Source organism: Streptomyces sp. JNUCC 64 (assembly GCF_054484115.1).
The window spans coordinates 1,480,405-1,501,141 of sequence record NZ_CM137015.1 but is presented as its reverse complement, the minus strand read 5'-3'; the positions used below and the strand labels follow the sequence as shown (position 1 = coordinate 1,501,141).

At 75.6% G+C, this 20,737-nt stretch carries 14 protein-coding genes, 1 pseudogene and 1 CRISPR repeat array; of the genes and pseudogenes, 10 read left to right on the top strand and 5 right to left on the bottom strand.

Annotated features, from left to right (window positions below; all coding sequences use genetic code 11):
- Positions 1 to 8: 8 nt before the first annotated feature.
- Positions 9 to 1,667 carry an acyl-CoA dehydrogenase family protein gene (locus tag ACVWNX_RS05955; RefSeq protein ID WP_454412819.1) on the bottom strand — a complete coding sequence of 553 codons (1,659 nt, stop codon included), beginning with the start codon at positions 1,665 to 1,667 and terminating at the stop codon, positions 9 to 11.
- 18 nt (positions 1,668 to 1,685) lie between these two features.
- Here ACVWNX_RS05955 and ACVWNX_RS05950 point away from each other — a divergent pair.
- The 3 genes and pseudogenes from ACVWNX_RS05950 to ACVWNX_RS05940 all read left to right on the top strand — a co-directional run.
- Positions 1,686 to 2,891, top strand: a pseudogene (locus tag ACVWNX_RS05950) (YihY/virulence factor BrkB family protein); the annotation flags it as partial.
- Positions 2,892 to 3,502: 611 nt separating this feature from the next.
- On the top strand, positions 3,503 to 4,459 hold the full coding sequence (locus tag ACVWNX_RS05945; protein WP_454412818.1) for an AraC family transcriptional regulator: 957 nt from the start codon (positions 3,503 to 3,505) through the stop codon (positions 4,457 to 4,459).
- 48 nt (positions 4,460 to 4,507) lie between these two features.
- Positions 4,508 to 5,164, top strand: coding sequence for a helix-turn-helix domain-containing protein (locus ACVWNX_RS05940; protein ID WP_454412817.1), 657 nt, complete (start codon positions 4,508 to 4,510; stop codon positions 5,162 to 5,164).
- A 113-nt stretch (positions 5,165 to 5,277) separates the two neighbouring features.
- On the opposite strand, the gene ACVWNX_RS05935 is transcribed toward ACVWNX_RS05940, so the two are convergent.
- On the bottom strand, positions 5,278 to 5,673 hold the full coding sequence (locus tag ACVWNX_RS05935; RefSeq protein ID WP_454412816.1) for a VOC family protein: 396 nt from the start codon (positions 5,671 to 5,673) through the stop codon (positions 5,278 to 5,280).
- A gap of 573 nt (positions 5,674 to 6,246) precedes the next feature.
- Here ACVWNX_RS05935 and ACVWNX_RS05930 point away from each other — a divergent pair.
- The 5 genes from ACVWNX_RS05930 to ACVWNX_RS05910 all read left to right on the top strand — a co-directional run bounded on the left by ACVWNX_RS05930 (position 6,247) and on the right by ACVWNX_RS05910 (position 13,849).
- Positions 6,247 to 7,779: a carboxylesterase/lipase family protein gene (locus tag ACVWNX_RS05930; RefSeq protein WP_454412815.1), complete on the top strand. Its 1,533-nt coding sequence runs from the start codon at positions 6,247 to 6,249 to the stop codon at positions 7,777 to 7,779.
- A 198-nt stretch (positions 7,780 to 7,977) separates the two neighbouring features.
- Complete coding sequence (locus tag ACVWNX_RS05925; RefSeq protein WP_454412814.1) at positions 7,978 to 9,345, top strand: radical SAM protein; 1,368 nt, start codon at positions 7,978 to 7,980, stop codon at positions 9,343 to 9,345.
- Positions 9,346 to 9,775: 430 nt separating this feature from the next.
- Positions 9,776 to 10,879 carry a ribosome small subunit-dependent GTPase A gene (gene rsgA / locus ACVWNX_RS05920; RefSeq protein ID WP_454414646.1) on the top strand — a complete coding sequence of 368 codons (1,104 nt, stop codon included), beginning with the start codon at positions 9,776 to 9,778 and terminating at the stop codon, positions 10,877 to 10,879.
- Between the two features lie 213 nt (positions 10,880 to 11,092).
- Positions 11,093 to 11,366: direct repeats of the CRISPR family, unit length 29 nt; unit sequence GGGACTACCCCCGCGTGCGCGGGGACCAC.
- A 399-nt stretch (positions 11,367 to 11,765) separates the two neighbouring features.
- Positions 11,766 to 13,256, top strand: a complete 1,491-nt coding sequence (locus ACVWNX_RS05915; RefSeq protein ID WP_454412813.1) for a DNA-3-methyladenine glycosylase 2 family protein — start codon at positions 11,766 to 11,768, stop codon at positions 13,254 to 13,256.
- A 5-nt stretch (positions 13,257 to 13,261) separates the two neighbouring features.
- Entirely contained in the window at positions 13,262 to 13,849 is a 588-nt protein-coding gene (locus tag ACVWNX_RS05910; RefSeq protein WP_454412812.1) for a methylated-DNA--[protein]-cysteine S-methyltransferase, read from the top strand.
- Positions 13,850 to 13,885: 36 nt separating this feature from the next.
- Here the strand turns inward: ACVWNX_RS05910 and ACVWNX_RS05905 are convergent, their stop codons facing one another.
- Together ACVWNX_RS05905 and ACVWNX_RS05900 are read right to left on the bottom strand one after the other, a co-directional pair.
- A complete protein-coding gene (locus ACVWNX_RS05905; RefSeq protein ID WP_454412811.1) occupies positions 13,886 to 14,368 on the bottom strand; it encodes a DUF456 domain-containing protein in 483 nt (160 codons plus the stop codon).
- Between the two features lie 36 nt (positions 14,369 to 14,404).
- The gene (locus tag ACVWNX_RS05900) at positions 14,405 to 15,418 is read right to left on the bottom strand and encodes a helix-turn-helix domain-containing protein (protein WP_454412810.1); all 1,014 of its coding nucleotides are present in this window, start codon (positions 15,416 to 15,418) and stop codon (positions 14,405 to 14,407) included.
- A gap of 418 nt (positions 15,419 to 15,836) precedes the next feature.
- Between ACVWNX_RS05900 and ACVWNX_RS05895 the strand changes: the two genes are divergently transcribed.
- Positions 15,837 to 17,774: a protein phosphatase 2C domain-containing protein gene (locus ACVWNX_RS05895; RefSeq protein ID WP_454412809.1), complete on the top strand. Its 1,938-nt coding sequence runs from the start codon at positions 15,837 to 15,839 to the stop codon at positions 17,772 to 17,774.
- A 157-nt stretch (positions 17,775 to 17,931) separates the two neighbouring features.
- Positions 17,932 to 19,674, top strand: a complete 1,743-nt coding sequence (locus tag ACVWNX_RS05890) for a pyruvate dehydrogenase (protein ID WP_454412808.1) — start codon at positions 17,932 to 17,934, stop codon at positions 19,672 to 19,674.
- A gap of 146 nt (positions 19,675 to 19,820) precedes the next feature.
- On the opposite strand, the gene ACVWNX_RS05885 is transcribed toward ACVWNX_RS05890, so the two are convergent.
- On the bottom strand, positions 19,821 to 20,669 hold the full coding sequence (locus ACVWNX_RS05885; protein WP_454412807.1) for a hypothetical protein: 849 nt from the start codon (positions 20,667 to 20,669) through the stop codon (positions 19,821 to 19,823).
- Positions 20,670 to 20,737 lie beyond the last annotated feature (68 nt).

The following is a 20,737-nucleotide window of genomic DNA, read 5'->3' as shown; positions in this document are numbered from 1 at the left end:
GCGGGGGCTCAGCCCAGGGGCGGGCGGGCCCGGTCGACCACCCCGGCCAGGTCCAGGGTGTGGGCGAGCGTGCCGAACGCCGCGCCCCGGTCCCCCGCGAGCCGCGAGGAGCAGAACGCGTCCGCCACCGAGGGCGGCGCGAACCGCACCAGCAGCGCCCCCTGGAGCACCAGGGCCATCCGCTCCACCACCCGCCGGGCCCGCGCCTCCAGCCCCGCCAGATCGGCCAGCTCGGTCAACAGGTCCCGGATGGCCCGGTCGAGCCGGTCGTCCGCGCCCCGGGCCCGTCCCACCTCCACCAGGAACGCGTTCAGCGCCTCCGGCTCCCGGCCCAGCGCCCGCAGCACGTCCAGCGCCTGCACATTGCCCGAGCCCTCCCAGATGGAGTTCAGCGGTGACTCCCGCAGCAGCCTCGGCAGCCCGGACTCCTCCACGTACCCGTTGCCGCCCAGGCACTCCAGCGCCTCGGCCACCAGAGGGGTGCACCGCTTGGTGACCCAGTACTTGGCGACCGGCACCGCGAGCCGCAGCAGCGCCCGCTCGGCGGCGGCGTCCGGGTGCCCCGGGTCCTCCGCCGCGTCGTACGCCGCCGCGAGCCGCAGCGCCAGGGTGGTCGCCGCCTCCGACTCCACCGCCAGGTCGGCGAGGACGTTGCGCATCAGCGGCTTGTCCACCAGCGGCCCGCCGAACGCCTCCCGGTACGTGGTGTGGTGCACCGCCTGGGCGACCGCCTGCCGCATCTGCGCGGCCGAACCGAGCACGCAGTCCAGCCGGGTCGCCGCCACCATGCCGAGGATGGTGGGCACCCCGCGCCCCTCCGGACCGACCCGGTGGGCCAGGGTCCCGTCGAACTCGACCTCGGCGGAGGCGTTGGAACGGTTGCCCAGCTTGTCCTTCAGCCGCTGGAGCGCGAACGCGTTGCGGGTCCCGTCCTCCAGCACCCGGGGCACCAGGAAGCAGGTCGGCCCCTCGCCGGTCCGCGCCAGCACCAGGAAGCCGTCCGACATCGGCGCCGAGCAGAACCACTTGTGCCCGGTCAGCGCGTACTCCCCGGACCCGTCCAGCGGCCGGGCCATCGTGGTGTTCGCCCGGACGTCGCTGCCGCCCTGCTTCTCCGTCATGGCCATGCCGAGCAGGGCCCCGGCCTTCAGCGCCGCCGGACGCAGCCCCGGGTCGTAGGTCCGGGAGGTCAGCCGGGGCTCCCACAGCGCGGCCAGGGCGGGCTCGGCGCGCAGCGCGGGCACGGCCGCGTGCGTCATCGACAGCGGACAGCCGTGCCCGGCCTCCACCTGCGACCACACCAGGAACCCGGCCGCCCGCCGCACGTGCCCGCCCGGGGTGGTCCAGGCCGCCGTCAGCCCGGCCCCGACCCCCTTGCCCAGCAGCCGGTGCCACGCCGGGTGGAACGCCACCTCGTCGATCCGGTGGCCGTAGCGGTCGTGGGTCCGCAGCCGGGGCGGGTTCTCGTTGGCGAGGGCGCCCCACTCCTGGGCCTGGGCCGACCCCGCGGCCCGCCCGAGGAACGAGAGTTCGGCGGTCGCCTCCGCCCTCAGCGCGGGGTCCAGATGCCGGGTCACCGCCTCCGAAAGCGCCAGGTCACCGGCGAACACGTCATACCCGGTCAAGGGTGGGGGCTGGTTGGTCACGGTGTGGGTGCTCGCTGCCATGCCCGATACGGTAAGGACGTGCGCGAGGCGAAAGAAACACCTGACCGGCCAGCCGGTCGTCTTCATCGGGCCAAAGCCCTGTACCGGGACGTATCCAAACGCAGGACCGCCTGGCTCCTGCTCAAGGACACGGTCAACTCGTGCATCGAGTACCGCATCCTCGGTCTGGCCGCCGAGGCGGCGTTCTTCACGCTGCTGTCCGTCCCCCCGCTGCTGCTGAGCCTGATCGGGCTGCTCGGGTACGTCGACTCCTGGACGGGCGCCTCCACCATCGCCAGCGTCGAGGCGAACCTGCTGGAGGCGTCCCGCACGGTCCTGTCGGACAAGGGCGTCAACGAGATCGCCCGGCCGATCCTGGACGACGTGATGGAGGGCGGCAGACCCGACGTCATCTCCATCGGCTTCCTGTTCGCCCTGTGGTCGGGCTCCCGCGCGGTGAACGTCTTCATCGACACCATCACCGTGATGTACGGGCTGGACGGCGCCCGGGGCATCGTGAAGACCCGGCTGCTGGCGTTCCTGCTGTTCATCGTGGCGCTGCTGATCGGCTCGGTGGCGCTGCCGCTGCTGGTCGCCGGGCCGGACGCGGTGGTGAAGGTGGTGCCCTGGTCCACGACGGTGGTCCAAGTGCTCTACTGGCCCGTCGTCATCGTGCTCTCGGTCGCCTTCCTGACGACGCTCTACCACGTCTCGGTGCCGGTGCGCTCGCCCTGGGTGGAGGACGTGCCGGGGGCCCTCGTCGCCCTCGGGATGTGGGTGCTCGGCAGCTTCCTGCTCCGCATCTACCTGACGAACACCGTCGAGGGGCCCACCATCTACGGCTCCCTCGCCGCCCCCGTCGCGGTGCTGCTGTGGATCGGCGTCTCCGCGTTCGCGGTGCTGGTGGGGGCCGCCGTGAACGCGGCGATCGACCGGGTGTGGCCGTCCGTCGCCACCGCCGCCGCCCGTGCCGCCCAGGAGCGGGCCAAGCGGGAGCAGATCGCCGAGTACATGGCCCGCGCCGCCGCCTGGCGCCGTCACGGCGGTGAGCAGTACTCCGTCTTCCCCGACTTCCCCGGGGACGGCGGCGACCCCACCGGGTACTCCGACGACGCGGACTACGCGGACTACTCCGACGACCCCGACATGCCCTCCGAGTTCCCGGAGCGCTGGTCGAGGTTCCTGCCCCCGGAGGACGTCGGCTCCCGGCTGCTGACCCCGCTGCGCCGCGCCCACGAGCCCGGCACCCCGCCCGCCGACGACGGCACGGCGCACACGACCGGGAACGGCACCGGGAACGGCACCGGGACCGGGAGCGCCGCTCCGAACGGCACCGGGCCCGGGACCGGAAACGCCACCCTGAACGGCAACGGCAACGGCCCTGAGCCGGGCCATGGCCACGGGCACGGCCGTCACCACGGGCAAGGCCACGGTCCCGGGACCGCGAACGGGTCCGGGACGTCCGGCGGCGGGTCGTACGGCTCGCCGCCCGCGACGCCTCCCTCGCCGCCGACCGCCCCGCCGCCCCCCGTGGTCCCCCCGCTCCCCCCGGCCGCCCCCGGCACCCCGTACGGCCCGGACCCGGGCATCCCGTACGGCGCCGCCTCCGGCACCCCGTACGGGGCCGACCCGGACGCTCCGTACGGCGCCGCCCACGGCCCGGACCCCAGGACCACGTCCGGACGGCACGCCCGGCGCGACCCCCGGGCCTGACCACCACCGACGCGCGGACCGGGGCCTTCGGGGACGGAAACGTCCCCGAAGGCCCCGGTCCGTCCCGTCCGTCCCCGCGCTCCGTCCCCGTACCCTCCCGCCCGGCGCGACCGCCGCCCCGCCGCTCGCCTACCCTGACCCGCATGGACGCCCTCGCCGGTCTGCTGGAAGGCCCCCGGGCGCGGGGTGCCTTCCTCATCCGCGCCTGCCTCGACCCGCCCTGGTCGGTCCGGGTCGAGGACCGCGCCCCGCTCTCCCTGATGGTCATGGCCCGGGGCGAGGCGTGGATCGTCCCCGAGCACGGCGGGCCCGTCCTCGTCCGACCCGGGGACGTCGCCATCGCCCGTGGCCCCGACCCGTACACCTGCGCCGACGACCCCGCCACCGAGCCCCTGGTGCACTGCCTGCCCGGCGGGATCTGCGCCACCCCCGACGGCGAGCCGCTGCACGGGCTGATGGACCTGGGCGTACGGACCTGGGGCGATCGGGCCGACGGCTCCGTCGCCCTGCTCATCGGCACCTACCAGGCGCCCGGCGCGATCGGCGGACGGCTCCTCGACGCGCTGCCCCCGCTGCTCACCCTCCCGGCCGGGGAGTGGGACGGCGGACTGCTGGCGCTGCTCGCCACCGAGATGGTCCGCGACCAGCCCGGCCAGGACGTCGTCCTGGACCGGCTGCTCGACCTCGTCGTCATCCAGGCCCTGCGCACCTGGTTCTCCCGCCCCGGGGCCGACCCGCCCGGCTGGTACGCGGCCCTCGCCGACCCCGTCGTCGGACGGGCCCTGCGGCTCCTCCAGGACGACCCGGCCCGCCCGTGGACGGTCGCCGCGCTCGCCGCCCGCTGCGGGGTGTCCCGGGCCGCGCTCGCCCGCCGGTTCACCGCGCTCGTCGGCGAGCCGCCGATGGCGTACCTCACCGGCTGGCGCCTCGCGCTCTGCGCCGACCTGCTGCGGGACACCGACCTCACCCTCGGGGCCATCGCCCGGAAGGTGGGCTACGGCACCGCGTTCGCGCTCTCCGGCGCCTTCAAACGGGAGCGCGGGATGAGCCCCAGCGAGTACCGGGAGCACCGGGCTACCGCCCCGCTCCCGGTGCCGTAGTCCGGGCCCGTGGGGTACGGGGAACGTCCGTCCCGGGTGCCCGGGGCGGTGGTGTGGAGCGCTCGGCCGCCGGAGGGCGCCGTCCGGTCCGCGCCGCCCCGGCCCGTGCTGCCCGACGGCTGTACGGACCTGCTCTGGAGCGGGGGACGGCTGCTGGTGGCCGGACCCGACACCCGCGCCCACCCCCCGGACGGCTCCGCCCCGTACACCGGGGTGCGCTTCGCGCCTGGCACCGGGGCTGCGGTGTTCGGCGTCCCCGCGCACGCCCTGCGCGACCGCCGGGTGGACCTCGCCGACCTCTGGCCCGCCGCGACGGTCCGCGCGCTCGCCGGACGGATCGCGGCGGCGTCCGACCCGGCGGCGGCCCTGGAGGCCGTGGCGGGGGAGCGGTGGGAATCGGCGGGCGGGACGGATCCCCTGGTGGCGGGGATCGTCGCCGGACTGCGCGCCGGACACCGGGTCGGCGAGGTGGCCGACCGCACCGGTCTGGGGGCGCGCGCCCTGCACCGCAGATCGCTGGAGGTCTTCGGCTACGGGCCCAAGACCCTGGCCCGGGTGCTGCGCTTCCAGCGGGCCCTGGCCCTGGTCCGGGCGGGCACCCCCAGGGCGGCCGCCGCCCTCGCCGCCGGATACGCGGACCAGGCCCATCTGGCCCGCGAGACCCGCGCGCTGAGCGGGACCACCCTGGCCCGTCTCCTGCCCTGACCGGCCCGCTCACGACCCGTCCGGGCGGGGTTCGGTCCGTCCGGACGGGTCGGGACGCGACGGGCGGGATGGACAGGACCGGCGATACGGGTGGGACCGGCGGGGCGGGACGGTCAGGAGGGCAGCGGCGCGAAGAGGTCCACCCCGTTGCCGTCCGGGTCCGCTACCAGGGCGTACCGCTGTCCCCAGGGCGCGTCCCACGGCGCGCGCAGCCCCCGGTACCCGTCGGCGAGCAGCGCCGCGTACAGGGCGTCCACCCCCGCCGGACCGCCCTCGCAGTGGAAGGCGAGCCCCACCCGGCCCTCCGGCACGCCCCGCCAATCGGGCAGGAAGCTCCGGATGACCTCCTCGGTGTCGAGGGCGAACCGCAGGCCCCCGGGCAGTCCGGCCTCGGCGTGCGGGAGGCCCTCGGCGCCGTCCGGGAAGGCGAGGCCGAGCCGCCGGTAGAAGGCCACGGAGGCCGCCATGTCGGAGACGACCACGCTGACAAGATCGAATCGTGCGTTCATGGGGGGAGCGTAGGCGGGCGCGGCCCGCCCCGGCTTGAAGGAATCGGACGGCTCCCCGGCCCGTCCGCCCGGACGCCCCGTGACGGGACCCGGCCCGGACGACCGCGAGTGCCGCACCCCGGGCGGGTCCTCGTGCGCCGTACCCCGGGCGGGTCTTCGTGCGCCGCACCCCGGGCGGGTCCTCGTGCGGCGGGTGGTGCTCATGGGCCCGGCGGCGCTCACCGGACCGTCCCGGGCGGCCTCGGCGCCCCGGACCGTCCGCACGCGCTCCGTCCCGTCCCCGCGTACCCGGGGACGGGGCCCTGCGGTCCGGCCGGGACGGGGCCTCCGCCCGGACGGCCGCCGGACAGACAGCCGCCGGACAGACGGACGGCTGCCGGACGCATCCGGTCGCGGGCCCTCGGCGGCGTGCCCCGGGCGCGGTGCCCGTCCGCTGGTCCGTCCGGGTGGCCCGGACCGGGCTCCTGAGCCACCCTGGGAGGCGTCGCGGACGAGGCCGGGACGAGCGGCGGCGTGCACCAGACTGCCGAACGAGCGACGGTGTGGACGGAGCCGGGACGGAGAGGGGCGCGCATGACGTCGGGACCACGGGTGCGGACCGCGTACGGGGTGGTGCGCGGACGCCGTCAGGACGTGGACGGGCGGCGGATCGCCGTCTTCCGGGGCATCCCCTACGCGGCGCCCCCGCTGGGCGCCGACCGCTTCCGTCCACCCCGGCCCCCGGCCCGCTGGGACGGCGTCCGGGAGGCCGTCGCCTTCGGCCCCACCCCGCCCAGACCCCCCTACAGCGAGCCGTTCGCCCGGATCCTCTCCGACCCAGTCGTCCCCGGTGACGACTGGCTCACCGTCAACGTGTGGACCCCGGACCCGGATCCGGCCGCCCGGCTCCCGGTCGCGGTCTGGATCCACGGCGGTTCCCTGACCCGGGGCTCCTCCGCCGTCCCGGTGTACGACGGCGCCGCCTTCGCCCGCGACGGGGTGGTCCTGGTCTCGTTCAACTACCGGCTGGGCGTGGAGGGGTACGGCCTCTTCCCGGACGCCCCGCCCAACGCGGGACTGCGCGACCAGCTCGCCGCCCTGGAATGGGTCCGGGACAACGTCGGGGGCTTCGGCGGCGACCCCGGCCGGGTGACGGTCTTCGGGGAGTCGGCGGGTGCCATCAGCGCGGGGGTGCTGCTGGCCAGCCCCCGGGCCCGGGGACTGTTCCACCGGGCGGTGCTCCAGAGCGGTCCGCCGCAGACCGTGGAACGGGACAAGGCCCGCCGGATGGTCCGTCGGATGGCCGCCCGATTGAAGGTCCCCGCGACGGCCGGGGCGTTCGCGCGGGTGGCCCCCGCCGCCCTGCTGGACGCCCAGCAGGAGGCGGGCCGCTGGGCGAGCCCGCTGCTCGGCGGCCCCGCCTTCGGGGTGGTCGTGGACGGGGACCTGGTCCCCGAGGAGCCCATGGCCGCGCTGCTCCGGGGGGACGGCGCGCCGGAGGTCGCCCTGATGATGGGCTGGACCGCGCGGGAACACCTGCTGTGGCTCGCGCCGGGCGGTCTCACCGAGCGGATCGACCGGCTCGGCCCGCTCGCCCTGGCCTGGGCGCGGGCCCGCTGCCGCTGCGGCCCCGGGGTGGTGCGCGGCTACCGGGAACTGCTGCCCGGCGCCAGCACCACCGAGATCGTCGGCCAACTGGTCACCGACCATCTGCTGAGACGCCCCGTCCACCAGCTGAGTGAGGCGCGCAGGCTCTCCCCGCGCGGAGCGGCCCCCACCCACCTCTACGAGTTCGCCTGGCCGTCCGGCCTCCCCGGCCTCGGGGCCTGCCACGCGCTGGAACTGGGCTTCGTCTTCGACACGGCGGACACCCCGGAGGCGGCGATGCTGGCCGGACCCGGCGCCCCGCGCTGGCTCGCCCACGAGATGCACCGCGCCTGGGTGCGCTTCATCACCGACGGCGACCCCGGGTGGCCCGCCTGGGACGCCCGCCACCCGGTGCGCCGCTTCGGCCCCGGCCCGGGCGGCGCGGTGGAGCACGGCCCCCGGGACCGGGCCTTCGCCCTCTGGCCCGCCGGACCGGAGCCCGTCCGCCCCGCCGCACCCGCCCTGGCCCCCGTCCGCTGACCCCCGGCCCTGGGGACCCGCCGTCCCCGCGACGGGGACCGCTGCCGGGACGGCGGGGCACTGCGGGGGACGGCCCACGGTCCTACGGTCCTAGGTCCCCCGACCCCCCGGCCCCCGGTCGGAACGCCCCGGCCGGGGGCATACGGTGGAGGGCCGGACGCACACACCCTCCGCGGCCGGGGAACGAGGAGACAGACGATGGGCACCACGGACGGGACCGACACCCCGGACGGCGCGGTACGCCGTACCGAACTGGTCGAGGACCTGATGGAACGGTTCCCGCACGTACCGAGGGAAGCGGTCATCAAGGAGGACCTGCTGCGCGGCGGCATCGCCTTCGACGAGTCCGCCCTCAGCGACACCGCCAACGAGGCGTCCGGCGACGTCAAGCCCAAGTCGTACTTCATCTTCTCCTTCGACCACGGCACCCTGCCCGAGCTGGGCGCCGCCGCGCTGCGCCGTCCCCCGGAGGAGATCGTCCTCACCGGCGGCCCCTACGGGCTGCGCCGCACCGTGGTCTCCGTCCGGGTCAACCCCGCCTCCCCGTACCGGGTGGCCGCCGACGCGGACGGCATGCTGGCGCTCTTCCTCGATGGCGCCCGGATCGCGGACGTCGGTCTGCCGCCGATGCCGGACTACTACCGGCACAAGCTGGCCAACGGAAAGTCGGTGATGGAGGTCGCGCCGACGATCCAGTGGGGCTACCTCATCTATCTGACGGTCTTCCGGGTCTGCCAGTACTTCGGCGCCAAGGAGGAGTGCCAGTACTGCGACATCAACCACAACTGGCGCCAGCACAAGGCGGCGGGCCGCCCCTACACCGGCGTCAAGGACGTGGAGGAGGTGCTGGAGGCCCTGGAGATCATCGACAAGTACGACACCGCGCGCGCCTCCACCGCCTACACCCTCACCGGCGGTGCCGTCACCTCCAAGGTCGCGGGCCGCGACGAGGCCGACTTCTACGGCCACTACGCCAAGGCCATCGAGGAGCGCTTCCCGGGCCGCTGGATCGGCAAGGTCGTCGCCCAGGCGCTGCCCAAGGACGACGTCCAGCGCTTCAAGGACTACGGGGTGCGGATCTACCACCCCAACTACGAGGTGTGGGACCGTCGACTGTTCGAGCTGTACTGCCCCGGCAAGGAGCGCTACGTGGGCCGCGACGAGTGGCACCGCCGCATCCTCGACTCGGCGGACGTCTTCGGCGCGCGCAACGTCATCCCCAACTTCGTGGCGGGCGTCGAGATGGCGGAGCCCTTCGGCTTCACCACCGTGGACGAGGCCATCGCGTCCACCACCGAGGGCCTGCGGTTCTTCATGTCGCAGGGCATCACGCCCCGCTTCACCACCTGGTGCCCGGAGCCCACCACCCCGCTCGGCAAGGCCAATCCGCAGGGCGCGCCGCTGGAGTACCACATCCGGCTGCTGGAGTCCTACCGCGCGACGATGGACGAGTTCGGACTGACCTCGCCGCCCGGCTACGGACCCGCGGGCCCGGGACACGCGGTGTTCTCCGTCAGCTCCTTCATGGACAGCCTCGCCCCCCAGGACGCGGCCGACGAGGGCTGAGCCCCGCCCCCGTCCCGTTCGGCCCCGTCCCGTTCCGTTCCCCCGGCGTCCACGCGGGGGCAGGGGTGACGTCCCCGCTCCCGGTCCGACCACCCGGGAAAACCCTTTGACGCGGGTGCGGCCCCGGAGGCTACGGTGGGCGGGTCGCCGTGCCGGTGCTCCACCGGTGGCGGCCGGACCATGACCGTGAACCCAGGAGGTGTGACCGATGGCTGTCGTTTCGCAGGGCGCCGCCCTCTTCCCGAAGTCCGTGTCTCCCACTTCCGTGGTCCCCGGCTGACCCGCGCCGACCCAGATCCGGCGCTCCGCGCCGACGCGCGCCCGGGACCACCCGTGTGAAGGGTTCCCCCCGTTGTCCGCTTCCGCTCCTCTCTCCTCCTCCACCTCTTCTTCCTCCGCTTTCCCCCCGCCCGCCGACGGCACCCCGTCTCTGACGACCCCCGTCGGCCCGCTCGCCCCGCACCCCCTGGCCGCCTACGGCTGGGACGAGGGCTGGGCGGCCGCGTTCGCCCCGTACGCCGAGCGGGGACTGGTGCCCGGCCGGGTGGTCCGCGTCGACCGGGGCCAGTGCGACGTGGTGACGGCCGACGGACTCGTCCGCCCCGACACCGCGTACGTCACCCCGCACGATCCGCTCCGGGTGATCTGCACCGGGGACTGGGCGGCCGTCGACCCCGAGGGCGGTGACCCCCGCTACGTGCGGGCGTACCTGCCCCGCCGTCACTCGTTCGTCCGGTCCACCTCCTCCAAGCGGTCCGAGGGGCAGATCCTCGCCGCCAACGTCGACACCGTGCTGATCGCGGTGTCCCTCGCGGTCGAACTCGACCTCGGCCGGATCGAACGGTTCCTGGCCCTCGGCTGGGAGTCCGGCGCGCGGCCCGTCGTCGTCCTGACCAAGGCCGACCTCGTCCCCGACGCGACGGCGCTGTCGTACCTCGTCCAGGACGTGGAGACCAGCGCGCCCGGGGTGCCCGTGCTGCCGGTCAGCGCGACCACGGGGGAGGGGCTGGACGTCCTGGCCGCCGTGGTCGCCGGGGGCACCAGCGTGCTGCTCGGCCAGTCCGGCGCGGGCAAGTCCACCCTGGCGAACGCGTTGCTCGGTACCGAGGCCCAGACCGTCCAGGCGGCCCGGGACGTCGACGGCAAGGGCCGCCACACGACCACCACCCGCAATCTGCTGCCGCTGCCCGGCGGGGGCTCGCTCATCGACACGCCCGGACTGCGGGGCGTGGGGCTGTGGGACGCCGGGAACGGGGTCGGACGGGTCTTCTCCGAGATCGACGAACTGGCCCGGGAGTGCCGCTTCCACGACTGCGGTCACGACGCGGAACCCGGCTGCGCGGTCCGCGCCGCCGTCGCCGACGGAACGCTGCCCGAGCGCAGGCTGGACAGCTACCGCAAGCTGGAGCGCGAGAACCGCCGCATCGTCGCCAAGACCGACGCGAGGACCCGCGCCGAACTGCGGCGCGAGATCCGCCTCCGGGGCGTGACCGGCCGCGCCGCCCAACAGGCCAAGCGCAACGGCTGGCACTGACGGCCCCACCAGGGGCGAGCCGCCGCGCGGCTCGCCCCTTCCCGCCGCCCCACCCTGCCGCTCGGCTGGACGGGACGGCCCGGCGGCTTCATGACCTGGAGCCCACGCGCGCGGGGACCACCGCGTCAACTACCTCGGCGCCCCCGTCCAGCCGGGACCACCCCACGCGCGCGGGGACCACCCGGTGGCTTCGCCTTCCACGACGATCGCGTCGGGACCACCCCCGCACGCGCGGGGACCACGCCAAACCACCCACCCCAGCCACCGCCACCCAGGGACCACCCCCGCGTGCGCGGGGACCACCACTCCAGGGCTACGAGGTCGGCGGGGAGGTCGGGACCACCCCCGCGTGCGCGGGGACCACCGACTTCGGGGTGCCGCTCTCCCCGACGGCGAGGGACTACCCCCGCGTGCGCGGGGACCACCCGCGCACAGCAACCCGCCCGACCAGCGCGGCGGGGACTACCCCCGCGTGCGCGGGGACCACTCTTCCTGACCTGCGACGTTATCGGGCCGCAGCGCCGTTTTGGGCAAGAACTTGAAACTCCGGCATTTCCCTCATTCCGTCCAAGTGGCCTGTGGTTGCCCTCTTCGGAAGAGCCTCCACGGCCTTCGGGCCCAATGGGCCTGCGTCCGCCCCCGGCGGCCCCGCCAACGGGCAGCCTAAGCCGCGTGGCCCCTCCGGGGCGGGGTTTCCCGAGGCGCCCCCGGGGCGCCTCGGACCCGTACGCCCACCACCCCGCGCCCCTCAGGGGCGCGGGGAACTGCGCGAGCAACTCACCACGTACCGTGACCGGGCCGGGCGAGGGAGGTAGGGACTCACCGCCCCGGACGTCGCGTCCGATTCCCGCCAGTGGGGCGCCACCCACCGGGGGACAATCGAAGGGTGACCGACGAGGAGACCAGGTACGAGGCCGTGCGCGGCAGGGACGCCCGGTTCGACGGCGAATTCTTCTTCGCCGTCGAAACCACGGGCATCTACTGCCGCCCCAGCTGCCCCGCCCGCACCCCCCGACGGGAGAACGTCCGCTTCTACCCGAGCGCGGCGGCGGCCCAACTCGCCGGATACCGGGCCTGCCGCCGCTGCCGCCCCGACGCCGTCCCCGGCTCCGCCGCCTGGAACGTCCGGGCCGACGCCGTCGCCCGGGCGGTCCGCATGATCGGCGACGGGGTCGTGGACCGCGAGGGCGTCACCGGACTCGCCGCCCGCCTCGGCTACAGCACCCGCCAGGTACGGCGCCAACTCGTCGCCGAACTCGGCGCGGGCCCCGTCGCCCTGGCCCGCGCCCAGCGCACGCACACCGCCCGCACCCTCCTCCAGACCACCGCGCTGCCCGTGACGGAGATCGCCTTCGCGTCGGGCTTCGCCAGCGTCCGCCAGTTCAACGACACCCTGCGCGCCGGATACGGGATGACCCCCACCGAGGTGCGCGCCGCCGCGCCCCGCGCCGCCCGTCCCGCCGTCACCGGCCGCACCCGCACCCCGGACGTACCCCTGCGGCTGGCCCACCGGGGCCCCTATCCGGCCGGTCCCGTCTTCGACCTGCTCGCGGCGGCGGCCGTCCCCGGGATCGAGGAGGTCACCGGAGCGCCCGGCCGACGGACCTACCGGCGGACCCTGCGCCTGCCGTACGGCACCGCGCTGGTCACGGTGGCCGAACGCGTCGCCCCCGTGCGCCGCGCCCCCGGCGGCCAGCGGCCCGGCGGCTGGCTCGACGCGCGGCTGCGGCTCACCGACCCGCGCGACCTGACCACCGCCGTCCAGCGGCTGCGCGGGCTCTTCGACCTCGACGCCGACCCGTACGCCGTCGACGAGCGGCTCGGGGCCGACCCCCGGCTCGCCCCGCTGGTCACCGCCCGTCCCGGACTGCGCTCCCCGGGCAGTGCCGACCCGGCGGAGGCCGCGGTGCGCGCCCTGGTCGGCCCGGCGGGCGCGGAACGGCTGGTGGCGCGGTTCGGCACCCCGCTGGACACGCCCTGCGGCACCCTCACCCACCTCTTCCCCGAACCGGCCACGCTGGCCGCCGCCGTCCCCGACGGCCCGCTCGGCTCCCTGGCCCGCGCGCTCGCCGACGGCACCCTCCGCCTCGACGCGGGCGCCGACCGGGCCGCCGCGCACGAGGTGCTGCGGACCCTGCCGGGACTCGGCGCCCGTGCCGTCACCGAGATCCGTACGCGCGCCCTCGGCGACCCCGACGTCGCCCCGCCCGGCGTACGGCTGCCCGACAGCTGGCGGCCCTGGCGCTCCTACGCCCTGGCCCATCTGCGCGCGGCCCGCACCGGGGGCGACGACCCGCTCCCCGGCCTTCCGGCCGTTCCCGATCTCTCCGCCCCCTCTGATCTTCCCGTTCCCCTGGAAGCGAGTACCACCCCGTGAACACCATGAGCCCCGTACCGAACGCCGTTCTCCGGACGAGCCCCAACAGCGTCACCGGCCCCGCCGACCCGCTCGCCCCGGCGCCCGTCCGGGCGGGCGACCCGCTGTGGACGACGGTCGCCAGCCCCCTCGGCGAACTGCTGCTGACCGCCGACGAGGACGGCGCCCTCACCTCCCTCTCCGTCCCGGGGCAACGGGGCGGCCGTACCGCCGGGTCCGCGCGGCGCCGGGCCGCCGAACCCTTCCGGGCGGCCCGGGAGCAGCTCGACGCCTACTTCGCCGGGGAGCTGACCTCCTTCCGGCTCCCGCTGCGGCCCACGGGCACCGACTTCCGGCACCGCGTCTGGGACGCCCTCGACGCCGTCCCCCACGGCGCGACCACCACCTACGGCCGGATCGCCGCCGCGATCGGGGCCTCCCGGGCGGCCGTGCGCGCGGTGGGCGGCGCGATCGGCGCGAACCCGCTGCTCATCGTGCGCCCCTGCCACCGGGTCATCGGCGCCGACGGCTCCCTCACCGGATACGCGGGCGGCCTCGACCGCAAGACCTTCCTGCTCGCCCTGGAACGTGACACGGCCCACACCGCCCACTGACCCGTTCGGGTGGCCGCCGGGACCAGTGCCCGGTGCTCACCCCCACACCAGTGCCCCCGCCCACGCCCCGATGACCAGCAGACAGGCGAACCACTCCACCAGCACGCTCCACCCGCCCACCCGCAGCGCGGTCCGGGTGGACGCCCACGCCTGGCCGTGTCCGCCCAACCGCACCCGCTCGGCCAGATAGACGCCCCCGAGGAAACCGGGCACCGCCCCCACCACCGGCACCACCACGAACCCCAGCACCGAACCCAGTCCGGCGCAGAGGGCCATCCGCCGGGTGGTGCCGCTGTGCCGCAGCCGCCGGGGCGGCAACTGCCAGCGCACCGCCTGCGCCACCAGCAGCACCGCCGAAGCGCCGACCAGCACGCCCCAGGCCACCGTCCGGGTGTCCTGCACCGCCCACCAGGCCACCCCCGCCCAGACCAGCCAGGAACCCGGCACGCCCGGCACCATCACCCCGCACAGGCCGAGCAGCAGCACGAGGCCGACCAGCAGGAGATCCCACGCTCCCATCAGCCCAGCGTGCCGGAGCGCGCGCGGGGGCGCCCGTCAGCGGTCGCGCGCCACCCAGCCGCGTTCGTAGGCGTGCCAGCCGAGCTGGAGCCGGGTCGTCACGTCGGCCAGCTCCATCAGCCGCCGCACCCGCCGCTGGACGGTCCGCAGTCCGAGGTCGAGCTGCTTGGCCGCGCTGGCGTCGGTCAGCCCGGCGAGCAGCAGCGACAGGATCGCCAGGTCGGTGTCGTCCGGGTCGTCCTGGGCGCCGGGACCCTCGGGGTCCCCGGTCCGCTCGGCCCCGAGGACCCCGCCCCGGCCCAGCCGCAGCGGCAGCGCCCGCCGCCACACCTCCTCGAACAGTCCCGTCAGGGAGTCCAGCAGCTCACTGCCGTGCACCACCAGCGCCGAGTGCTCGGTGCCCCGGGTGGTCAGCGGCACCAGCGCCAGCGACCGGTCCGCGATCAGCAGCTTCGTCGGGACCCGGTCCGTGACCCGGATCTCCTCGCCCCGGCCCAGGGCCGTCGACAGGTCCCGCACCCCGGTCGGCTCGGTCAGCACCTCGTGCTCGACGACCACCCGGTACGCCACCCCCCGGCCCGCCGCCTCCGCCTCGGCCTCGTTGTCGGCCCAGGCGACGGCGACCGGATTGCTGGTGACCAGGGCCCGGATCTCCTTCGTGGCGCCCCACTGGAGCTGGAGGAACCGCTGGGCGATGGCGGCCCGGCCGGTGACCACCTCGACCAGGTCGTGCACGGCGGGCTCGCTGCCCCGGGCCCGGTACTCCCGGGCGAGCTGCGCGGCGGACAGCTCCGCGCGCTCCAGCTCCCGCCGCCGCCGGGCCATGAGCGCGCCGAGCGCGATCTCCGGGGGCGCGGCCACCCAGCGGCCCGGCAGCCCCGAGGCCCGTCCGGCGAGCCCGTCCCGCTCCAGCGCGTGCAGCGCCCGTTCGGTGGCGGGCTCGCCCAGGGCCAGTCTGCGGGCCAGCTCGGGGACGTCGGCGGCCCCCAGTGAGACGAGGGCCCGATAGGCCGCTTCGTGCACCTCGTCCAGACCCAGCGCGGACAGCATGTGACGGCTTTCCTCCCCGTACGTTCACCGTTGCCGCCCATCATCGCCGCATCCCCCGCCCCGACGGCAAGGCGGATCTCCGGGGACGACGGGTCCGGCGCGGTGCGCGCCCCCGGGAGCGGGTGCGCGGTGTACTCCCCACGGGTGGGCGCAGGGGCGGACTTCGGCCAACTTGTGAGGTCGGAGGGGGGCGCCTCCCCGCGCGCGGAGGGTGTCCGAACGGGTGCGGGGACGAGGTGTGCGAACCGGGCCGCGGATCCTTGACGCACGCTGTTGACGTGCGCGAACGTGCGTCCGGGCGACACCGGGACGAAGCCCGCCCCGCACCGCTCCTCGCTTTGTCGATTGATCGGCTTATGGATCGGCTGATTTTCGGAATGGCCGTTTTCGGGCGCCGGAGGCCGTGGAAAATACCCGCATGAGCCAGCAGGGGGAGCGGCCTTCGGCCCGCCAAGAGGACGACTGGTGGGGCGATTTGTACGCGGGTTGGCCCCAGGTGGACGCCCCGGAGAACCCGGACGCGCCGGCCGCCACGGACGCCCCGGGCATTCCGGATGCCCCGAACGCCTCAGGCGCACCGGGTGCACCGGGTGCACCGGACGTGCCGAACGCCTCAGGCGCATCGGGCACACCGAACGCACCGGACGTGCCGGACGCCGCCAAGAGCGGAGGCGCGTCCACCGCCGCCCCGACCGCTCCGGCGCCCGCTCCCGCCGAGGACGCTCCGGCGCCCACCACGCCCCCGCGCGCCCCCACCGCGTCCCGTGCTCCCACCGCGCCCGGCGACCGTGCCGCGCCTCGCGACCGCGCCGCCGGGGACGTCGTCCCCCCGTCGTCCTCTCCCGCTCCCGCCGGGCCCCGGCCGACGACCCCACCGGTACCGGCGAAGGCCCAGCCACCGGCACCCGCGCCCGCACCGGAAGCTCCCCGGCCGCCGGCCCCGCCGGCCCGGCCCTCGGCGTCCCCGTCCCGGTCCTCGTCGGCCCCTGCGCAGCCCCCGGAACGGACACCGGAACCGACACCGACACCGACCCCGTCCAGGCCCTCGGCCCCGGAGCAGTCCCCAAAACGGACACCGGAACCGTCCCCGACGGCGACCCCGTCCCCGACGGCGACCCCGTCCCCGTCCCCGTCGGAGGGCCCCCTGACCCCGTCGTCGCCCGCGCCCGCCCCGCGCCCGCCCTGGCGGCCCGAGGGCTCCGCCGCCGAGCCGCGCACCTTCCGGCTGGGCCGCTTCGGCCGGGGCGCCCGGTCCGGCGCGTCCGGTGAGTCCGGTGTGACGGACCGTGCCGAGGAGGCCGCCGAGACCGGCGAGGCCGCCGTCACCCCGGTGCCCCTCCCGCTGAGCGCGGGCCACGTGGGGGACCGGCCGCCCACCTACGAGGCCGAACCGACCGCCCTGCCCGTGGCCGACCCCGACGCGCTCGACGAACTCGTCCCGGACACCGTCCTGGAGGGCGCCCGGTACGGCGCGGGCACCCTGCGGGCCGTCTCCACCCGGGGCGACTCGGCCCGCTACCGGGGCGAACCCCGCCGTGACGTCCTCCTCACCGCCCGCTTCGGCACCGGCCCGGAAGCCCTCGTCCTGGTGGCGCTGGCGACCGGCGCCCGGGGCTCGGAGGGCGCGCACCTGACCGCCGCCCGGACGGCGCGGAGCATCGCCCGGGCCGTCGGCCGCAGCCACGTCCGGCTCTCCGAGGACATCCGCTCCGGCCGCCGGGGCGATCTCAAGTCCGGACTCCACCGCCTCACCGGCCGCAGCCTCGGCGGCCCCCGGACCCGTTCCGCCGACCCGGCCGCCAGGGGCGACGGGGACGGCGACGGAGGCGTGCCGCGCGCGGCGGGCCTGCGCTGTCTGCTGCTCCCCGCCGACCCCGCCTGCCGGGTGCGGGTGTTCTTCGGGGTCGGTGACGGTGGACTGTTCCGGCTGCGGGACGGCGTCTGGCAGGACATCGAGCCCCGGGTCACCGACACCGCAGGGGAACCGGTCGTCGGCTTCGGCTCGCCGCCGAGCGGCACCCCCGGCGCCGATCGCGACCGGACGCTCCCGGACCCGGACGGCGGACCGGCCGACGACGCCCCCCACGCCTCCCAGGACCTCCGCGCTTCCCACGACCCCCGGGACCCCCGGGAACCGTTCCGCTTCCGGGCCTCCGTCGCCCGTCCGGGTGACGCCCTGCTGCTCTGCTCGGCGGGGCTCGCGGAGCCGCTGCGCGGGGAGGAAGGGCTCGCCGCACACCTCGCGGGGCGCTGGGTGGACGGCCCGCCGGGCCTCGCCGCCTTCCTCGCGGACGCCACGGTCCGGGTCAAGGGCTACGCCGACGACCGCACCGCCGCCGCCGTCTGGGAGGCGTGAGCCCGCCGTCCGTGCCTTGATGGACGGGACGCGGCCCGGCCCGGGAACGGGCTCCGGGCGCCGACGACCGGAAGCACGGGACGTGCGGGACGCGCGGGTCCGCGTCGGCGCGCGACCGCGCCGGGCACGGACGAGGCACGGACGAGGTGCGTGGACCATGGCCAAGCAGAACGTCGCCGAACAGTTCGTCGACATCCTCACGCGGGCGGGCGTCAAACGCCTGTACGGGGTGGTGGGCGACAGCCTGAACCCGGTGGTCGACGCGATCCGCCGCAGCCCGGACATCGACTGGATCCACGTCCGGCACGAGGAGACCGCGGCCTTCGCGGCGGGCGCCGAGGCACAGATCACCGGACGGCTGGCGGCCTGCGCGGGCTCCTGCGGCCCCGGCAACCTCCATCTGATCAACGGACTGTACGACGCGCACCGCTCGATGGCGCCGGTCCTCGCCCTCGCCTCCCACATCCCGTCCAGCGAGATCGGCCTCGGCTACTTCCAGGAGACCCACCCCGACCAGCTGTTCCGCGAGTGCAGCCACTACAGCGAGCTGATCTCCAACCCGCGCCAGATGCCCCGGCTGCTGCACACCGCCATCCAGCACGCCGTCGGACAGGGCGGGGTGAGCGTGGTGTCGCTGCCCGGGGACATCGCGGACCAGCCCGCCCCCGACAAGTCGGCCCAGAGCGCGCTGGTCACCTCCCGGCCCACCGTCCGGCCCGGCGACGGGGAGATCGACGCCCTGGTGCGGATGGTCGACGCCGCCGACAAGGTCGCCCTCTTCTGCGGCAGCGGCACGGCGGGGGCGCACGCCGAGGTGATGGAGTTCGCCGGACGGATCAAGTCCCCGGTGGGGCACGCCCTGCGCGGCAAGGAGTGGATCCAGTACGATAACCCGTACGACGTGGGCATGAGCGGACTGCTCGGCTACGGGGCGGCGTACGAGGCGACCAACGAGTGCGATCTGCTGCTCCTGCTGGGCACCGACTTCCCGTACAACGCGTTCCTGCCGGACAAGGCGCGGATCGCGCAGGTGGACGTCCGCCCCGAGCGGCTCGGACGGCGTTCCACACTGGACCTGGCGGTCTGGGGGGACGTCCGGGAGACGCTGCGCTGTCTGATCCCGCGCGTCCGGGAGAAGACCGACCGCCGGTTCCTCGACAAGATGCTGCGCAAGCACGCCGACGCGCTGGAGGGCGTCATCAAGGCGTACACCCGGAAGGTGGACAAGCACGTCCCCATCCACCCCGAGTACGTGGCGTCCGTCCTCGACGAACTCGCCTCCGACGACGCGGTCTTCACCGTCGACACCGGGATGTGCAACGTGTGGGCGGCCCGCTACCTCTCGCCCAACGGCCGCCGCCGCATCATCGGTTCCTTCTCGCACGGCTCGATGGCGAACGCGCTGCCGCAGGCGATCGGCGCCCAGTTCACCGACCGGAACCGTCAGGTGGTGTCGATGTCGGGGGACGGCGGGTTCGCCATGCTGATGGGCGACTTCCTGACCCTGGTCCAGCACGACCTGCCGGTCAAGGTGGTGCTGTTCGACAACTCGTCACTCGGCATGGTCGAGTTGGAGATGCTGGTCGCCGGGCTGCCCTCGTACGGCACCGCCAACCACAACCCCGACTTCGCGGCCGTCGCCCGTGCCTGCGGCGCCTACGGGGTGCGGGTGGAGAAGCCCAAGGACCTGCCGGGCGCGCTCAAGGCGGCGTTCCGCCACCGGGGCCCCGCGCTGGTGGACGTGGTCACCGACCCCCACGCGCTCTCCATCCCGCCGAAGATCAGCGCCGAGATGGTGACCGGCTTCGCCCTCTCCGCCTCCAAGATCGTCCTGGACGGCGGGGTGGGCCGGATGATCCAGATGGCCCGCTCCAACCTCCGCAACGTGCCCCGCCCCTGAGCGCCCGTGTTCCTGCCGAGCCCCCCGGCCCGGCAGGAACACGGTCCCGCTCCCGGCGGAGGGGCCGGGCGCGGGGGCGGGACGCACGGGACCGGTCACGTCCCGTGAGGAGGGGTGGGCCCGTTCGGGGCCGGACCCACCCGTGGTCAGCCGCGCGGTTCGCCCGGCAGGGCCCCGTCGCGCAGGTCGAGCGCCACGTCCTGGGTGCCCCCGCCCACCGCGTACGATCCGCCGAACCCACCGGGCTTGTCGGTCGTCCGCGCCACCACGGTGATGACCCTCGACGCCCCGGGCTCCAGCGCGGGCAGCGTGTAGTTCAGCGCGGTGGGGGTGAACGACCCGCGGACGGCGTCAGCCACCCCCTTCACCAGCGTGACGTCCTCGGACTTGGGGTGCATGACGCCGGTGAGGGACAGCGGCTCGGTGGGCTCGTCACCGGTGTTGGTGAGGGTGACCCTGTGCAGATGCGGCCGTCCGACCCGCTGGGTGGCCTTGACCGTCCCCTTCATGCCGAGCCGGGGCCCCACGGTTCGCCCCGCCTTCTTGATGACGACGGTGGCCGTGTCGTTGTCCGGGTTGGTCTCCTTGTAGAGGGGGAAGTCGCTGTCGCCCTGGCTGATCCGGAAGCTGGCGGGGAACCGCTGGGCGCCCCCGTGGTCACCGAGCTTCGCCGTGATCCTGAGGGTGTCGGTCTGGTCCGGGGGCAGGTTGTTCACCAGGACCAGACCGCCCACCACGGGCCGGTCCTCGTACGTGGCGTCGGTGGTCCCGGTCGGCAGATCGAGCAGCACGAGCGCGGAGGCCGTCCGCTCGCCCCAGTTGGTGACCTTGAGGGTGTAGGTGACCGTGTCCCCCGGGGTCGCGGTGGCCGGGCCGACGGCCGCCACCCCGAGGTCGGTGCGGATGAGGGTGTCGGCGTGGGCGGCGGTGGCGGGGACCACCAGGGCGGTGGCGCCCAGGGCGGTCACGAGGGCGGTGGAGGTGAGGCGTCGCACGGTGTTCTCCAGGAGGAAGGACGCTCCCGGGCCCCTGGGGTGAGCCCGGGAGCGCGTCTCGGTGGCCC